This is a genomic window from Bacillus sp. LK2, assembly GCF_001043575.1.
Taxonomy (GTDB): domain Bacteria; phylum Bacillota; class Bacilli; order Bacillales; family Bacillaceae_G; genus Bacillus_A; species Bacillus_A paramycoides.
The window spans coordinates 80,232-97,672 of the sequence record NZ_LDUK01000006.1 but is presented as its reverse complement, the minus strand read 5'-3'; the positions used below and the strand labels follow the sequence as shown (position 1 = coordinate 97,672).

Below are 17,441 nucleotides of genomic sequence, written 5' to 3'. Positions count from 1 at the left end.
GATTTAAATATTCAAACGATTAACGATATAGAAAGATAATTGTCATAAAATGTATACATTCGTAATGGTAAGAAAAAGAAAGTTAATTATAAGTATTTCGCAGTCCATATTGATTTTGTATAAGCGATTTTCAAATGAGCGCGTTCCATGTTATTTTGACTACTGCTACCAAATCGAGCTTGTCCGACTATTAAATGACAGTTTGTTGCTATAGCTGTTTCTATTCGTTTCTGAATTAATGCAGTATGACAACCTTTACACTGAAATTCTGGCAAAGTAGCAGAAGCAGCTAGTGAGGCAATGCCTTTATTTATATATATGACACCGATGCTTGCTGGAATATTTTGCACTTCGGCTATGAAAAAATGCCATCCCTGCTGATTATAAAGAATTTCGTTATTTTGACGAACGCCATCTTTTGTAAATGATGGCATATTAAATCCTCGAACATAAATGTCTGCAAAAGTATGAAACTCATTTTCTTTGAGTTTGCGTACCGAAATATTAGAAGGAAGAGGAGATGAATTTTGTCTAGGTTTATTATATAAAGTTGTATGGAAGCTAGATTGAAAAAATCCCTTTTGTGATAAATATTGAAATAGTCCAGTTGTGGCTTGAGCTGGTGTAATTTCAAAACGGCAAGGGATTTGTAGTGAACGATAATAAGAGATGATTTCATCTATCTCATTTGTATTTGTAAATGTAATGCCTTTTACTGTATTAAAAGTAGGACCAGAGATTACTTTTGATGAGAATGCAGTTGCACTTCCGAATTTTTCTATTTGTACTTGCATTGGATTTTCTGCTATCGCTTGTAATGCCTTTAATCTAGAAGAGAGCATATCAATTTCTGCGCTTTCAATTTCTTTTGCTATATCGAGTGTCATAATAGTAGTCATAAAATTCCTCCATCAATAAATATAATACATAGTATAAATACGATTTTTGTGCTAGGATTCCTGTTGCAATTTAAGAGAACAACAGGTTTTTTGGAAGGGAATTGGAAGTGCACTGTCGAAGGGAGTAGAAATAGATTAAAGGTGGTGCTCTCATGAGGAAGAACGACGTGCAGACATGCTCTAATTGCGGTTCTCATAATATAGGAGAAGGTGAGTTTGTCGGTTATGCACAAATACGGAAAAAAGAGACGATGTTTACATCATCTCCGGTAGATGCTTACGTTTGTACGGATTGTGGTCATATCCTTTTATTAAAAGTACGAAATTATGAAAAGTTTAAACAAAAGCCGTTATGATTGTTGAGAAGTGGCTATATCCAACTCTGCATACAAGTCGTCTTCTATTAAGGAAGATCGATATGAGTGATACTTTACATATATATGAATACGCCTCAGACAACGAATTGACAACTTATACTGTATGGGATGCTCATCAATCGTTACATGACACATACAAATTTATAGAAGAAATTGTGAGTCAATATGAAAAAGAAAAAGTAGCTCCCTTGGAATCGTATTAAAAGGGGAACAAAAACTTTTAGGAACGTGTGGATTTATAAAATATGATCAAACTACACATAAAGCAGAAATTGCATACGCCTTATTAAGAAAATATTGGGGAAGAGGATTAGCTACCGAAGCTACGTTAGCTTTTTTTAGCTATGGTTTTAATGAGTTACATCTTAATAGCATTGAAGCAGGATGCAATTCAGAAAATGAAGCATCTGAAAGATTAATGAAACGATTAAATATGGAGTATGAGCGTACGATTAAAGAGGATTTGTTCGTTAAAGGCAAGTATCGCGATACGAAAAGATATTGTATATCCAGAGATAGATATATGAACAAATAAAATATTCCATAGCAAAAACTCCTTTAAATGAATAAGGGAGTTTTTATTTATGTAACAATATTTCCCTTTAATTGTTATAATTGGTTATTGAGGGTGTTGTTTTTTAAACGCCATAATCATAGAAGAAAAACAGCTAACTCGTATATAAAACCGCTATATAACACAATCGCAACCGTAAGTTGACAAAGTGCAACCGCAGGAAGATAGAGATAAAAGCAATGTTTACATACAATTTAGTTAAGAAAACAAAGGGGGACACACATATGGGATTTGGTGAAAAACTTTTTAAATTAAGAAAGGAAAAGGGCCTTTCTCAAGAAGCGTTAGCTGAGAAATTAAACACAACAAGGCAAGCGGTTAGTAAATGGGAAAACGGTCAAGGTTTTCCTGAAACTGAAAAGTTAATAATGATTGGAAATGTATTTGAAGTATCTCTTGATTACTTATTAAAAGAAACAGCTGAGCAAAGTAATGAAAAGGAACATGGCTATTACGTAAGTAAGGAAATGGCAGAAGGGTATGTAGTGTATGGACAAAAAATTTCTAAATATATCGCGTTAGGATTTAGTTTGCTCATTTTATCCACAATACCGTATTTACTATTTAAGGAAAATGTAACGATGTCTACATTCCTTGTAATTATTATTGCAGTTCTTGGAATTGGAGCAATGATGGTACCTGTAACGATAGAAGAGAGTCGATACAATGTATTGAAAAAGGAAGAACTACTATTTGATCAAAACTTTCTAAAAGAATTGACAAAAAGATATGCGACTATTAAGAAGAAGTATGCTGCAGTAGTGATCGTTGGATTTTGTTTTATAGCAGCGGGGGCAATACCATTTTTGTTCGAGAAAAAGCATATCACTTCAGGAGAATTAGTACAGTATTATCCGTACTGTGTTGTACTTATTGCGATTGGTTTCTATCTTTTTGTTCGTGTTTTGGGAGTGTTAGAAACGTACAGAATTTTAGTGGAAAATAAAGAATATAGTAATCGTTTCATTTTTAAACTGAAAAAGAAAGTGAGAAAAAAGGTAGATAATTTATAAATATGAAAAAACATGTTTTGGATCATTGTATTCAAAACATGTTTTTTATTGTTCTGAATTATTTCCAAAGAAATAATTCAGAAAATACAGAAAAATATCGTAAATATTTGTAGAAGTCTGTTATAATGAACGAAATGAAAACGCTTTAAAGGGAGGCTGTAAACATTATGATGATGAATGTACCGCTAACAATTAGTTCTATGATGGAAAGGGCAGAAAAACTATTCCCGAAGAAAGAAATCATTTCACGGACACATGATACAGTTACGACATTGACGTATAAGCAGCTAGGAGAAAGGACAAGAAGACTTTCAAGTGCGCTAACAAATCTTGGGATTAAAGAAGGTGAGCGCATCGGAACATTAGCGTGGAATCATCATCGACATGTGGAAGCATATTTTGCTATTCCAGGTATTGCTTCCGTTTTGCACACAATTAATATTCGTTTATCTCCTCAACATATATCATATATTATTCAGCATGCAGAAGACCGCATTTTACTTATTGATGAAGATCTTGTACCGCTCGTTGAGAATATCCAATCTGAATTATCCACTGTACAAGCATATATTATTATGACTGATAAAGATGAACTTCCGAAAACTACACTTCATCCTGTATTCCATTATGAGAAGCTTTTAGCAGAAGGCGATCCGAAATTCCAATTTGTAAAAGATATTGATGAAACCACACCTGCGGGTATGTGTTATACGTCAGCGACTACAGGAAATCCAAAAGGTGTTGTATATACACATCGTAGTACAGTGCTGCACTGTATGGCACTTGGGTTAGCAGATACGACAGCTTTATCGGAAAGTGATGCAGCGATGGCTATTGTACCAATGTTTCATGTGAATGCTTGGGGACTTCCTTTTGCAGCTACTTGGTTTGGGGCAAAACAAGTTCTTCCAGGACCGATGTTTACTCCGAAAATTTTATTAGAAATGATTCAAACGGAAAAAGTAACGATAGCTGCGGGCGTGCCGACAATTTGGCTCGGTGTTTTACAAGAGTTAGAAAATAATAGTTACGATTTATCTAGTATTACGAGAATACTATGCGGAGGCGCAGCTGCACCGAAAAGTGTTATTAAAGCATTTGAGCAAAAATATAATGTTCCTTTCGTACATGCATATGGCATGACTGAAACAAGTCCACTTGTAACGCTTGCGCGTCTAAAAAGCTACGAAACAGATTTGGCGTATGAAGAACAACTGGAGATTCGTTCGAAGCAAGGATATCTTGTCCCTGGTGTAGAGATGAAGGTAGTTGGTGCAGAGGGTGAAGTGAAGTGGGATGGTATTGAAATGGGAGAACTATGTTTACGAGCACCTTGGATCGCTGCAAGCTATTATAACGATGAGCGTACGGTGGAAGGGTTCCGTGATGGATGGTTATATACTGGCGATGTCGTTACAGTCGATGAGGAAGGTTGCGTAAAAATTGTTGATCGTACGAAGGATGTTATTAAAAGCGGGGGAGAGTGGATTTCCTCAGTTGATCTTGAAAATGCTTTAATGGCACATGACGCTATATTTGAAGCGGCTGTCGTTGCAGTACCTCATCCGCAGTGGCAGGAGCGTCCAGTTGCCTGCGTTGTTCAAAAGAAAAATAGCACTGTTACAAAAGAAGAACTATATGAGTTTTTAAAACCGCAGTTTGCAAAATGGTGGTTGCCAGACGATATTGTATTTATGGAAGAAATACCGAAAACATCTGTTGGGAAGTTTTTAAAACAGGCGCTTAGGAAAGAGCTTGAGCATTTGCATAAAGGTAAATGAATTTGAAAAGGAAATCTCCATTTGTAAACTTATAATATAATTAAGTTGACAAAAGGTAAGTAGAAAGATAAGATAACACCTGTAATATGTTATCTTAAATTATTTTTAAGTTTACAAATAGGAGAAGCAAACATGAATACAAAAAACTTAGTTTTCGTCGCTTTATTTAGTTCTATTATGGGAGTGCTAGGGTTAATACCTCCAATTGCTCTTTCTATTACACCAGTTCCTATTACATTACAATCACTTGGAGTTATGCTTGCGGGTGGATTGTTAGGATCACGTCTTGGTGCACTGAGTCAGCTTATTTTCTTACTTATTGTAGGTGCTGGAGCGCCACTACTTGCTGGCGGGCGTGGAGGTCCAGGAGTATTTGTTGGTCCAAGTGCAGGATATTTACTTGGTTATATTGTAGGAGCATTTGTAATTGGTTATTTAATTGAGCGTTTACGTGAAGTTTCTATTATAAAAGTATTATGCATAAATATAATTGGTGGTATTTTCGTTGTTTATGTATTTGGTATTCTTGTACAAGCTTTCGTAATGGATATTTCCATATGGCAAACGATGAAAGTAAGTGTCGTGTTTTTACCAGGTGATTGCATAAAAGCGATTATAGCAGCAATTCTCGTGACAAAATTACATCGTTCATTGAAACATATTATTACGCCTGCTTTGAAAAATAGAAAATTTACAAATGCGGGATAAGAAAGAGGAGAAACACGTTAATTGCGTGTTTCTTTTTGTTATTTTGTAAAGAAAGGAAGTCTCATATGGGAATTACAGAAGAATACAAAAAATATGCTTCTTTACAACCGAATAAAATAGCGATTAAAGAAAATGATAGAGTTTTAACATATAAAGATTGGTTCGAGTCAGTTTGTAGAGTAGCAAATTGGTTGAATGAAAAAGAATCGAAGAATAAAACAGTTGCAATAGTTTTAGAAAATCGTATTGAATTTTTACAAATATTTGCCGGAGCAGCGATGGCAGGTTGGATTTGTGTACCGTTAGATATAAAGTGGAAACAGGGTGAGCTTGAGGAAAGAATAGCAATTAGTAACCCGGATATTATTGTGACGGAACAGTATAAGTTAAATGATATACCGGGGGAAGAAGAAAGAGTAGTTGAGATTGATGAATGGAAAGAAATGATAGAGAAATATCTTCCTGCATATCATCTTGTAGAAAATGTACAAAATGCTCCCTTTTATATGGGATTTACATCAGGATCAACAGGAAAAGCAAAAGCGTTTTTACGTGCACAACAATCATGGGTCCATAGTTTTCATTGTAATGTACATGACTTTCATATGAAAAAGACAGATTCTATTTTAATAGCTGGAACACTTGTTCATTCTCTTTTCTTATATGGTGCAATAAGTGCATTGTATTTAGGTCAAACGGTACACGTTATGAGAAAGTTTATTCCAGATCAAGTGTTGTGCAAGTTAGAAACTGAGAATATTTCCGTAATGTATACAGTCCCGACAATGCTTGAGTCTTTGTATAAAGAAAATAAAGAAATTGAAAGTGAAATGAAAATTATTTCGTCAGGAGCGAAATGGGAAGCTGAAGCGAAAGAAAAGATAATGAATATGTTTCCTTATGCAAAAAGATATGAATTTTATGGTGCGTCTGAGCTAAGTTTTGTAACAGCATTGGTCAATGAAGAGAGTGAAAGAAAGCCGAATTCAGTAGGGAAACCTTGTCATAATGTACAAGTTCGAATAGGTAATGAAGCAGGAGAAGAAATACAGGTAGGCGAGGTAGGAACTGTTTATGTAAAAAGTGATCAGTTTTTTATGGGCTATGTATCGGATGGAACTATAATCCCGCAATTGACCAAAGATGGTTGGATGACAGTGCATGATGTAGGCTATCAAGATGAGGAAGGTTTTATATATATAGTTGGTAGAGAAAAAAATATGATTCTATTTGGAGGAATTAATATTTACCCAGAGGAGATAGAAAGTGTGTTATATACGCATCCAGCTGTTGAAGAAATTGTTGTTGTTGGTATAAAAGATAGTTATTGGGGTGAAAAGCCTGTCGCAATAGTCAAAGGAAGTGCTACAAAGCAACAATTAAAGAGCTACTGCTTACAACGACTATCATCTTTTAAAATACCTAAAGAATGGTGTTTTGTAGATGAAATACCTTATACGAGTAGCGGGAAAGTAGCTCGCATTGCAGCAAAAAGTATATTCGAAAAACGGGAGAAAATATATGAATAGAGCGGTTATTGTAGAAGCGAAAAGGACGCCTATTGGCAAAAAGAATGGGATGTTCAAAGATTATGAAGTTCAGCAATTAGCTGCACCGCTTCTTACTTTTTTAAGTAAAGGGATTGAGAGTGAAATAGATGATGTCATATTAGGTAATGTCGTTGGACCAGGAGGTAATGTTGCAAGATTATCTGCATTAGAAGCTGGACTTGGTTATCATATACCTGGTGTAACGATTGACCGGCAATGTGGTGCTGGATTGGAATCAATTCGTACTGCGTGTCATCTTATTCAAGGTGGTGCCGGTAATTGCTATATTGCTGGAGGAGTAGAGAGTACAAGTACGTCACCTTTTCAAAATAGAGCGCGGTTTTCACCTGAAACAATTGGAGACCCTGATATGGGATTGGCGGCTGAGTATGTTGCAGAGCGGTATAACATAACAAAAGAAATGCAAGATGAATACGCTTGTCTTAGTTATAAACGGACGCTGCAAGCATTAGAAAAAGGATATTTACAAGAGGAAATATTATCTGAGGATTTTAATGGAATGTTGGACGAACCAATAAAGAGAGAAATGAATTATGAAAGAATAATTAAGAGAACAAAGCCTGTATTTTTACAAAATGGTACTGTGACGGCAGGAAATTCGTGTGGTGTAAATGATGGAGCATGTGCTGTTCTTTTAATGGAAGAACAGCAAGCTCGAAAATTAGGATATAAGCCTGTTCTTCGGTTCGTTCACAGTGCTGTAGTTGGAGTGGACCCGAATCTCCCAGGAACTGGTCCGATATTCGCAGTACAAAAACTACTCAGAGAAATGAATTTAGTAATAGAAGATATTGATTGTATCGAGATGAATGAAGCATTCGCTTCGAAAATTGTTGCTTGTGCAAAGGAATTACAAATTCCATATGAGAAGCTCAATATAAATGGTGGTGCAATTGCACTTGGTCATCCGTACGGTGCGTCTGGGGCTATGCTTGTAACACGCTTGTATTATCAGGCGCAAAGAGAACGTATGAAATATGGAATTGCGACATTAGGAATTGGGGGTGGAATTGGGCTTGCTCTATTATTTGAGAAAGTAGAAGACTAGCAAGGAACTAGTTTTCTACTTATTGAGGGACATATGCATTACTGCCAGGTTTTGATTTTATTTCGTTCCAAGCAGCGATAGCATCAGCTTTTGATTTTCCTTTGTTGCATGGATCTTCGAAAAAAGCACGAGTAAAACGATTGTATTCAAACTGTGCACCGATGTTTGTTTTATATGCTGGGTCTTTTTTACGTTCGTTTTCTTCATACCAAAACGTTACAGCATCCTCATATGTTTTCCCTGCATTCTCTTTAAAAAACTTTTGAAGGGCTACTGTAAAGTGGAAGTTTGCTCCAATTTTTTCTTTGAAAAAAGCACGGACATCTTCGCTACAGCGGTGGTTTTCAGTAATAATCGTTTGAAGAGAAAGATCTTTATAGGAGAGGGAGTTTTTACTCTTTTTTTGATTAGAACAATTCTTTAATATTTTACCTGTAGTCAAAAAGTGTGTAATACGTTCAGAAATCTCAGTTTTAGAGCCGTTTGAGGGTAAATCATGCTCACGACAAAATGTTTGCAGTGCTGCTTTTAACCAATAATAATTTTGAAAATCTTCGAGTGGTATAGCTTTTGTTAAAGGTGGACGCATGAATGTAACAACTTCTTTCTTCCATAATTTCCTTTAATTATAAAACGTATGTTCTTTTTGTGGAAGGGTTAATTTGTAAATTTAATAGGAGTAGGAGAGAGAGTATGACTAATTTAATGCAAGTTCGTGTTACGGGAATTTTAATTGAAGATGAAAAAGTATTATTAGTAAAACAAAAAGTCGCTAATCGGAATTGGTCTTTACCCGGAGGAAGAGTAGAGAATGGTGAAATGTTAGAAGAAGCGATGATTCGAGAAATGCGAGAAGAAACAGGATTAGAAACTAAGATTAAGAAATTACTTTACGTTTGTGATAAACCAGGTACTATACCATCTTTATTACATATTACATTTCTACTTGAAAGGGTTACAGGGGAACTTACGCTTCCTTCTAATGAATTTGATCACAATCCAATTCATGATGTACAAATGGTAGAGATAGAGAAACTAAGTAATTATGGTTTTTCAGGGGTTTTCATTAAACTTGTGTCTGAAGGATTTCTAAACGCAGGGAGTTATCAAGGATTAAAACAAAATATTGGTTTGTAAACATAAGAGGAGGCTGTTATTTTGGAACAGACTCCTCTTACTATATAAGTTGCGATTGTTGTTGTATTTTGTGGGTAAATCGGTATTTCTTATAGAATCGTTGATATATTAGAAAAATCGTTCATATAATTTCATTTACTGTATTACTATGTACGAAGCAGAAAAGGGAATGGGATGTCATCCAGTTCAATGACATCCCATTCATAAAATAATCTACACTGCAGATTGTAAAGAAGAAACAAGTTGATTTAAAAACTCATCTCCAGTCATAATTGCTTTCCCACCGCCACGAGCACTCTTTTTATTTCCTCCGCCTTTTCCTTCAATAGAAGGGAGGGCATCTTTTAAAAGTGTATTCATATCGAGTGTCACTGCCTTACCACAAGTAAGGATGCATTGTAGTTTTTCTTCGTTTTCAATGACGAAGTATGTAATTGCCTGTTCTTGTTGTTCTGTAATGATAGCAGACAGTTTTGCGATTTCTGGCATTGAGCGATCTGTAAATACTTTAGAGATAAGTGTTCCAGTATGTAGTTCTTCTGATTGTTGTAATAATTCATTTGCTTCTACAAATAATAGTTTTTCATTCATTGTTTGTATAGCTTTTTCGTTTTCTTTTTGAGAGGTAAGAAGCTGTACTACTTTTGTTGGAATATCAGTTTCGCTACTGTTCAATTGTTTAGAAACATCTTTAATAATTTGTTGGTGCTGCCTAATTAATTTAAGTGTGCGCCAACCAGCGATAAACGTTAAACGTATACCACCTTTGTTGCGCTCCCAACTAAGTACTTGAATAGGGCCTACTTCACCTGTATGTTTCGGATGTGTTCCACCGCAACCGTTGTAGTCATAGTTTTCGATGATAACAACGCGTATATTTTCTGTCATAGCTGGCACTTTACGAAGGGGTAATTTTTGCGCTTCTTCTAAGGTCATCCATTCAATACGAATAGGGTGATTTTCAAAGACAATTTGATTAGCAATTTGTACTGCTTTTTCAATGGTCTCTGTAGAAAGGTTAGCCGCCTCTAAATCAATTGTCACTGTTTCTTTTCCAAGATGGAACCCAATTGTTGGTATGTTAAAATGATCCCAAAAAGCAGCAGATAAAATGTGCTGAGCTGTATGTTGTTGCATATGGTCAAAACGACGTTGCCAATCTATTTTCCCGTCTACTTCTTCTGTATGTAGTTGTTCTACTATGAAATGACGAATTTCTCCATCTACCTCTTCGACATTAGTTACCGGAATGTCATTTAAAGTTCCAGTGTCATGTGGTTGTCCGCCACCTGTTGGATAAAATGCAGTTTCATTTAGAACAACGTACAAGTTTCCTGCTGAATCAATATCTTGTTTTATAACTTTAGTTGTAAAGACTTGCTGATAAGCGTCGTTGTAATATAATTTTTGTTCCAATTTGTTTTCCCCTTTCGTGTTCACTAGTTTCATTGTAAAGCAATCGAAATAAGTTTCCTAATATTTCAGAAGAAAGAAACTATTTTTAGAATTTTCTTGCTATAATAAGAAAAAGAAAATGCGGGGGTGGAAAGAAATGCTGTATGATAACGGCGTAGATAAACTGCTTAGTTTAAACAGAAATATTTCTGAATTATATCGAGAATTAAATGAAATGACCCGGATTTTAACGGAATGTAATCGAGAAAGTGTGAAATTTGATCGGTTATATGTAAAAGAGTTACTTTGGAAAAAAGAAGATGTGATAGAGAAGTATGATCAATTACTTGTCCAGTTATGTATTAATGAATGCTTTGATTTAAAAAGTGTAATTACTGGCGAATATAAGTATACATATGAAGAAGTAGAAAGCATTGTATTAGAGTTTAATGAAAAGTATAATGTTGTAATTTTAATTAAAGATGTTTGTAAAGAATTACAGTTTACATATGGAATTGATATGGATATAACGAGAACAGCTCGGGTGTAAACATCTCAAGTATAGAAAAAGGAAAAAGAAAGCAGATCCTTTGCTTTCTTTTTCTATGTAGAAAAAGGGAGAGTAGATCTAAAGATGAAGGGGAAGTTACAACAGATTCATCCGCTAGGCATGACAATAATTATAGGGACTTTATTTGCGAGATTCGCCACTTCAATGAGTATTCCTTTTTTAGCGATTTATTTAACAACCGTTAAAGACGTATCGGCTGGAATGACTGGTGCTATTATTGGAACGAGTGCACTTGTTGGAGTGTTTGCTAGTTTTATTGGGGGGAATTTATCGGACCGATTTGGCCGAAATATAATAATAATATGGTCCATGATTGTTTGGATTTTTGTATTTATAGGATTTTCAGTTGCAGATCATGTTTTGAGTTTTTTTCTATTAAACGCTTTGAATGGATTGTGTCGTTCATTTTTTGAACCAACATCAAGAGCGTTATTATCAGATTTAACGAAACCAGAGTATCGTTTACTCGTTTATAACTTACGGTACGGTGCAATAAATGTTGGGGTAGCGATTGGTCCACTTGTTGGATTACAAATTGGAAGTGCCAAATCAACAATTCCGTTTTTAGTAGCCGCTGGAGTATACATTCTATATACAGCGATATTAGCGTTGCAATTTAAGAAGTACACACTTGAAAAGAAGAAAATAAATACAGAAAAACCCGTCACGATGTTAAATGCAATTCGTATTTTACGAAAAGACATAGTATTTTTAGTTGCGTTAGTCGGTATTATTTTGAGTAATTGTGGCTTTTCACATTTAACGACGACAGTATCTCAATACTTTGCAAACGCACATATATTTCAAGATGGAGTAAAGTTATTTTCATATATGCTAACTTTAAATGCAATCGTAGTAGTGGCCATTCAATACCCTGTTATTAAAATGTGTAAAAGGTATACGCCATTAGCGTCTATTATAGTCGGAACGTTGTTTGTGAGCGGGGGATTGTTTGGATTTGGAATAGTAGAATCCATACTAGGTGCTGCCATCTGTACAATTGTTTTTACAGTTGGAGAAGTTCTAATGTTCTCAATGACAGATGTATTTATAGATGATATAGCTGTTTCAAATCTAAAGGGTACATATTTCGGAGCGATGGGCTTCTCTGGAATTGGCGGAGTAATTGGTCCTTGGTTTGGCGGGATACTCCTCGATTACTATGGATATCAAAATGGTTTTTTCGTATTTTTCATATTAGCCATATTTTCAACTGTAGCATTTCCAGTCCTTTTAGTTACAAAAGGTTTATTGAAAAAAAGATATATTAGAAATTCTAAAATAGAAATACATGCGAAATAACAGAAGCCCGAGCAAACGAAAAATTTGATCGGGCTTCTGTTTGTATTTATATCGATCCTTAATGCGAAAAAAAGACTTTCTTTTCATGCTCATTAGCAACTTCATTTTTGGAAATATGAATGGTTAAAAATCCATTTTCTAAACAGGCTAGCATCTTCTTGTAAATAATATTAGCAGGTAAGGGAATTATTCGCTGTAAAGAAGCATTGTTATGAAGTATGCAAATGTTTAGGCCTGTCTCCATCTTTTTTATGAGTACATTCTGTTCAGTTACATTTGGTACATCTGTTTCCAAAATGTATTCTTGTTCTGTTTCACAAAGGTCAATATGAATTTGATTTGGAAAACTAAAGTTACTATAAGAATCGGAACAAAATTGATCCATCCATTCTTCGAAACCATCAACATGAAAAAGACAATTCTTCTTTTTCTTGCCCATGTACGACACCCTCCGTAAAAGCTCAATTCATACTATGTTATGCATGAATGAAGTAGGGGTGAAGAATAAATGAAAAATATAAACAGTGTATGTGACAAATATAGCTAGTGTGAATGTTTTTTTACATATCATGATGTGCATGATTTTTTTGGCGTGAATGGTTACGGTTTTTTACTTTATGAGACCCGCTTAAAGGTTCAGGCTGCCCAGAAGAGTACCCTTTCTTCTCGTTTTGACGATTAGATTGATTATTGTTTTTACCCATTGTATTTTACACCTCCTCTTTTTATTTAGAATGAGAGAAGTTTGCGAATTTATACGAGAATGTTTTTAGAGAAAAGGGTAAAGATAAGTAGGACTAACTAATATAGAAAGGGGAAAGTATTATGCCATATCATAAAAATAAGCAACAAGCTTTTCAGGCCGCGCAGCAAGGATTTGTTCAAGCGGAAAATGTATTTAATAATATTGTGAAAAATGATCCGAATTACGGTCATGATTTAAAAGAACTACGCCAAGAAGTTCAGGAGGCATACGAACAGATTCAAAATGCACTTGAAGTAGCATCAGAAACACAACGTCCACAACTTGAGGAATATGAAAGTAATCTCCAAAATATTATGCAGAATGTAGATCAATTAGAAAAGTAAAGGAAGGTTGTTGTGAATTCAACAACCCCATTACTCTTAGTGCTACTATGCTGAAACGAAAAATTTTTATTTTAATTTTTTCCTTAATGTGTGCAGTACATATATTTCAAGTGGACAAAGTGGAAGCGAAAATGTTGTTAAGGAAAGAGTTAGAACCGACTGGTTATGTAACATGGGAAGTACCTAATAATGAGAAAATCATTGCGATTACATTTGATGATGGACCGGATCCAACTTATACACCGCAAGTATTAGATTTATTACGTCAATATAAAGCGGAAGCGACTTTTTTTATGATTGGCTTTCGAGTTCAGCGTAATCCATACTTAGTAAAGCGAGTGTTAAAAGAGGGACATGAAATTGGAAATCATACGATGAATCATTTGTATGCAAATAGTTCTTCAGATGAAAAGTTGAAAAATGACATTTTAGATGGAAAAAAATATTTTAAAGCATGGGTAAAAGAACCTTTATTGTTCCGTCCACCAGGTGGATATATTAATGACGCTGTATTTACAACAGCAAAAGAAGCTGGCTATCAAATTGTTTTATGGTCATGGCATCAAGATCCTCGTGATTGGGCAAACCCTGGTACAGAATCTATCGTGAATCATGTTGTGAAAAATGCTAAAAGCGGAGATATTGTACTGTTGCACGACGGGGGGAATGATCGTAGTCAAACAGTGGCGGCATTGGCGAAAATTTTACCAGAGCTTAAAAAGCAAGGATATCGATTTGTGAAGGTTTCGGAGCTATTACGTTATAAGCATTAAAAAAAATCCCAAAAGGTGAACCTTTTGGGATTTTTCGTTACTGATTCTTTTTTCGCTTCTTATTATTTTGTCGCTGCGCAGCTGTTAAAGGCTCATTTGCAAATTCTTCGTTATAACCAGTTCCTTGTCCTTGCGCGGATGCTGCATTCATTCCTGAAATAGTATGATTCGCTTTTCGTTTACCCATTTTTTCTCACCTCTATAATGTTTTTATAGATGAAACATGAGTTGCTCATAACATATATGAACGTAAAGTAGAGTGCTTTACTTTACAATAATAGTATTTATAAGGAGCATGGACACTATTCAAATTTAGAAAGATAAAGAAAACTTATTATAATCTATAAGTTTCTTATTATTTACTTATTTAGAAAGTTGTAATAAGATATTATCGTAAGGTATTGAAAAGTTTGTCTACATTTTATATTCAGACAAATTAGTCACGTTTAACAGGGGGGAAACATAATGGTCAAACATAATCCATTTCAATCACGTGCAACTTTTGAATTAGATGGAAAGACGTATCATTATTATCAATTGAAAGCGCTTGAAAATGCAGGGGTTGGCAACGTATCTCAATTACCATATTCCGTGAAAGTTTTACTTGAATCTGTACTTCGTCAAGTAGACGGACGCGTAATTACAGAAGAGCATGTTACAAATTTAGCGAAATGGGGAACGAAAGATGTTCAAGATATCGATGTTCCATTTAAACCATCTCGTGTAATCTTACAAGACTTCACAGGTGTTCCAGCTGTTGTAGATTTGGCTTCGCTTCGTAAAGCGATGGCAGACATGGGCGGGGATCCTGATAAAATTAATCCTGAAATTACTGTAGACCTTGTAATTGACCACTCTGTACAGGTTGATAGAGCGGGTACGGCAGACGCGCTTGCATTCAACATGGACTTAGAGTTTAAACGTAATGAAGAACGTTATAAATTTTTAAGCTGGGCACAAAAATCATTTGATAACTACCGTGCAGTTCCACCAGCAACAGGTATTGTACACCAAGTAAACCTTGAATATTTAGCACCAGTTGTTCATGCGGTGAAAAATGCTGAAGGTGACTTAGTTGCATACCCAGATTCATTAGTTGGAACAGACTCACATACAACGATGATTAACGGTATCGGTGTTCTTGGATGGGGCGTTGGTGGTATTGAAGCAGAAGCAGGAATGCTTGGACAGCCTTCATACTTCCCAGTACCTGAAGTAATCGGTGTGAAATTAACTGGCACACTTCCAAGTGGTACTACAGCAACTGATGTTGCATTAAAAGTAACACAAGTATTACGTCAAAAAGGTGTAGTTGGTAAATTCGTTGAGTTCTTCGGTAATGGACTAAAGAGCATGCCTCTAGCTGACCGTGCAACAATTTCAAATATGGCACCAGAATACGGCGCAACTTGTGGATTCTTCCCAATCGACGATATTTCATTAGAATACTTACGTTTAACAGGTAGAGATGAAGAGCAAATTCGCGTTGTTGAAGAATACTGTAAAGCGAACGGTTTATTCTATACAGCAGACAGTAAAGATCCAATTTACACTGATCTTGTTGAAATTGATTTAAATACAATCGAATCTAACCTTTCTGGACCGAAACGCCCACAAGATTTAATTCCACTTTCAGATATGAAAGATGCGTTCCACAAAGCTGTTGTAGCACCAGTTGGAACACAAGGACTTGGATTTAATGAGCAAGAGTTCGATAAAGAAGTGAAGGTTACATTAGAAGATAAAGAAGTAACGATGAATACAGGTGCAATTGCAATCGCTGCAATTACAAGCTGTACAAATACATCAAACCCATACGTATTAATTGGAGCAGGTCTAGTTGCGAAAAAAGCAATTGAAAAAGGACTTGAAGTACCTAGTTATGTGAAAACATCATTAGCACCAGGATCTAAAGTTGTTACAGAGTACTTAGATAAATCTGGTTTAACAACGTATTTAGATCAATTAGGTTTCCAAACAGTTGGTTACGGCTGTACGACTTGTATCGGTAATTCTGGTCCATTAGCAGAGGAATTAGAAGAAGCAATCGCAGCAAATGATTTATTAGTAACATCTGTTTTATCTGGTAACCGTAACTTTGAAGGTCGTATTCACCCACTTGTAAAAGCAAACTACTTAGCATCACCACCACTTGTTGTGGCGTATGCACTTGCAGGTACTGTTGATATTGACCTGAAAAATGATGAAATCGGTAAAGATGCAAATGGCAATGCTGTTTACTTTAATGATATTTGGCCATCAGCTAAAGAAATTGAAGATGTAGTTCAAAGTGTTGTTACATCTGAACTGTTCAAGAAAGAATATGCACAAGTATTTAACAGCAATGAGCGCTGGAATGAAATCCAAACTTCAAATGAAGCTTTATATACTTGGGATAATGATTCAACATACATTCAAAACCCACCGTTCTTCGAAGGATTATCTAAAGAACCTGGTGAAGTTGAAACGTTATCAGGTTTACGCATAGTTGGTAAATTTGGTGATTCTGTAACGACAGATCACATTTCACCAGCAGGTTCAATCGGTAAGCATACACCAGCTGGACGCTACTTATTAGAAAATGGCGTACAACCAGTTGACTTTAACTCTTACGGTTCTCGTCGTGGTAACCATGAAGTTATGATGCGTGGTACATTCGCAAACATCCGTATTAAAAACCAAATCGCACCAGGAACAGAAGGCGGATATACAACATATTGGCCAACTGGTGAAGTAACATCTATCTATGATGCTGCTATGAAATATAAAGAAGATGGCACAGGCCTTCTAGTTGTTGCTGGTAAAGATTACGGTATGGGAAGTTCTCGTGACTGGGCTGCGAAAGGTACAAACTTATTAGGTATTAAAGCAGTAATCGCAGAAAGCTTCGAGCGTATTCACCGCAGTAACTTAGTGTTAATGGGTGTATTACCATTACAATTTAAAGATGGCGAAAGCGCTGAAACATTAGGTCTTGTTGGTAACGAGTCATTTGAAATTCAAATTGACAAAACGGTTAGACCACGCGATCTTGTAAAAGTAGTTGCAATCGATGCAGAAGGAAAAGAAAAACAATTCGAAGTAGTAGCTCGTTTCGATAGTGAAGTTGAAATTGACTACTATCGTCACGGTGGTATTTTACAAATGGTTCTTCGTGAGAAAATCGAAGAGTCTAAAGTATCGAACTAAATAATTGTAATGAA

18 protein-coding genes and 1 pseudogene are annotated in these 17,441 nt (G+C 35.5%); 13 read left to right on the top strand and 6 right to left on the bottom strand.

Annotated features, from left to right (window positions below):
* Positions 1-86: 86 nt before the first annotated feature.
* Positions 87-899: a hypothetical protein gene (locus tag VK90_RS06585; protein ID WP_048371408.1), complete on the bottom strand. Its 813-nt coding sequence runs from the start codon at positions 897-899 to the stop codon at positions 87-89.
* A 152-nt stretch (positions 900-1,051) separates the two neighbouring features.
* Between VK90_RS06585 and VK90_RS06580 the strand changes: the two genes are divergently transcribed.
* The 7 genes and pseudogenes from VK90_RS06580 to VK90_RS06550 all read left to right on the top strand — a co-directional run bounded on the left by VK90_RS06580 (position 1,052) and on the right by VK90_RS06550 (position 7,971).
* A complete protein-coding gene (locus VK90_RS06580; RefSeq protein ID WP_048371406.1) occupies positions 1,052-1,255 on the top strand; it encodes a hypothetical protein in 204 nt (67 codons plus the stop codon).
* A pseudogene (locus VK90_RS06575) lies at positions 1,252-1,811 on the top strand (GNAT family N-acetyltransferase). Before VK90_RS06580 ends, VK90_RS06575 begins: the two are co-directional and overlap by 4 nt.
* Before the next feature lie 263 nt (positions 1,812-2,074).
* Positions 2,075-2,863, top strand: coding sequence for a helix-turn-helix domain-containing protein (locus VK90_RS06570; RefSeq protein WP_048371404.1), 789 nt, complete (start codon positions 2,075-2,077; stop codon positions 2,861-2,863).
* A 167-nt stretch (positions 2,864-3,030) separates the two neighbouring features.
* Entirely contained in the window at positions 3,031-4,644 is a 1,614-nt protein-coding gene (locus VK90_RS06565; RefSeq protein ID WP_048371403.1) for a long-chain fatty acid--CoA ligase, read from the top strand.
* Positions 4,645-4,776: 132 nt separating this feature from the next.
* Positions 4,777-5,352, top strand: coding sequence for a biotin transporter BioY (locus VK90_RS06560; RefSeq protein WP_048371401.1), 576 nt, complete (start codon positions 4,777-4,779; stop codon positions 5,350-5,352).
* 65 nt (positions 5,353-5,417) lie between these two features.
* Positions 5,418-6,881, top strand: a complete 1,464-nt coding sequence (locus VK90_RS06555; protein ID WP_048371399.1) for an acyl-CoA synthetase — start codon at positions 5,418-5,420, stop codon at positions 6,879-6,881.
* Complete coding sequence (locus VK90_RS06550) at positions 6,874-7,971, top strand: acetyl-CoA C-acyltransferase (protein ID WP_048371398.1); 1,098 nt, start codon at positions 6,874-6,876, stop codon at positions 7,969-7,971. The genes VK90_RS06555 and VK90_RS06550 overlap by 8 nt, the downstream gene beginning before the upstream one ends.
* Positions 7,972-7,990: 19 nt before the next feature.
* Here VK90_RS06550 and VK90_RS06545 read toward each other — a convergent pair whose 3' ends face one another.
* Positions 7,991-8,560, bottom strand: coding sequence for a DUF6434 domain-containing protein (locus tag VK90_RS06545; protein ID WP_048371397.1), 570 nt, complete (start codon positions 8,558-8,560; stop codon positions 7,991-7,993).
* A 104-nt stretch (positions 8,561-8,664) separates the two neighbouring features.
* Here VK90_RS06545 and VK90_RS06540 point away from each other — a divergent pair, with 104 nt between their 5' ends.
* Positions 8,665-9,108 (top strand): NUDIX hydrolase, encoded by a 444-nt coding sequence (locus tag VK90_RS06540; protein WP_002172902.1) that lies wholly within the window; start codon positions 8,665-8,667, stop codon positions 9,106-9,108.
* A gap of 213 nt (positions 9,109-9,321) precedes the next feature.
* Here VK90_RS06540 and VK90_RS06535 read toward each other — a convergent pair whose 3' ends face one another.
* Entirely contained in the window at positions 9,322-10,524 is a 1,203-nt protein-coding gene (locus VK90_RS06535; RefSeq protein ID WP_156185369.1) for an alanyl-tRNA editing protein, read from the bottom strand.
* Positions 10,525-10,660: 136 nt separating this feature from the next.
* Here VK90_RS06535 and VK90_RS06530 point away from each other — a divergent pair, with 136 nt between their 5' ends.
* Positions 10,661-11,053: a hypothetical protein gene (locus tag VK90_RS06530; protein WP_002172900.1), complete on the top strand. Its 393-nt coding sequence runs from the start codon at positions 10,661-10,663 to the stop codon at positions 11,051-11,053.
* A gap of 84 nt (positions 11,054-11,137) precedes the next feature.
* The gene (locus VK90_RS06525; RefSeq protein WP_048371393.1) at positions 11,138-12,376 is read left to right on the top strand and encodes an MDR family MFS transporter; all 1,239 of its coding nucleotides are present in this window, start codon (positions 11,138-11,140) and stop codon (positions 12,374-12,376) included.
* A gap of 58 nt (positions 12,377-12,434) precedes the next feature.
* Here VK90_RS06525 and VK90_RS06520 read toward each other — a convergent pair whose 3' ends face one another.
* Positions 12,435-12,815 (bottom strand): Hsp20/alpha crystallin family protein, encoded by a 381-nt coding sequence (locus VK90_RS06520; RefSeq protein ID WP_048371391.1) that lies wholly within the window; start codon positions 12,813-12,815, stop codon positions 12,435-12,437.
* A gap of 121 nt (positions 12,816-12,936) precedes the next feature.
* Positions 12,937-13,080: a small acid-soluble spore protein P gene (locus VK90_RS06515; RefSeq protein WP_002172897.1), complete on the bottom strand. Its 144-nt coding sequence runs from the start codon at positions 13,078-13,080 to the stop codon at positions 12,937-12,939.
* Positions 13,081-13,201: 121 nt separating this feature from the next.
* Here VK90_RS06515 and VK90_RS06510 point away from each other — a divergent pair, with 121 nt between their 5' ends.
* Positions 13,202-13,465 (top strand): hypothetical protein, encoded by a 264-nt coding sequence (locus tag VK90_RS06510; protein WP_025148068.1) that lies wholly within the window; start codon positions 13,202-13,204, stop codon positions 13,463-13,465.
* Between the two features lie 47 nt (positions 13,466-13,512).
* The gene (gene pdaB / locus VK90_RS06505) at positions 13,513-14,238 is read left to right on the top strand and encodes a polysaccharide deacetylase family sporulation protein PdaB (RefSeq protein WP_141548764.1); all 726 of its coding nucleotides are present in this window, start codon (positions 13,513-13,515) and stop codon (positions 14,236-14,238) included.
* Between the two features lie 37 nt (positions 14,239-14,275).
* Here the strand turns inward: pdaB and sspO are convergent, their stop codons facing one another.
* Positions 14,276-14,425 (bottom strand): small acid-soluble spore protein O, encoded by a 150-nt coding sequence (gene sspO, locus VK90_RS06500; protein ID WP_025148070.1) that lies wholly within the window; start codon positions 14,423-14,425, stop codon positions 14,276-14,278.
* 278 nt (positions 14,426-14,703) lie between these two features.
* Here sspO and acnA point away from each other — a divergent pair, with 278 nt between their 5' ends.
* Positions 14,704-17,427, top strand: a complete 2,724-nt coding sequence (gene acnA, locus VK90_RS06495; RefSeq protein WP_048371389.1) for an aconitate hydratase AcnA — start codon at positions 14,704-14,706, stop codon at positions 17,425-17,427.
* Positions 17,428-17,441: the final 14 nt, after the last annotated feature.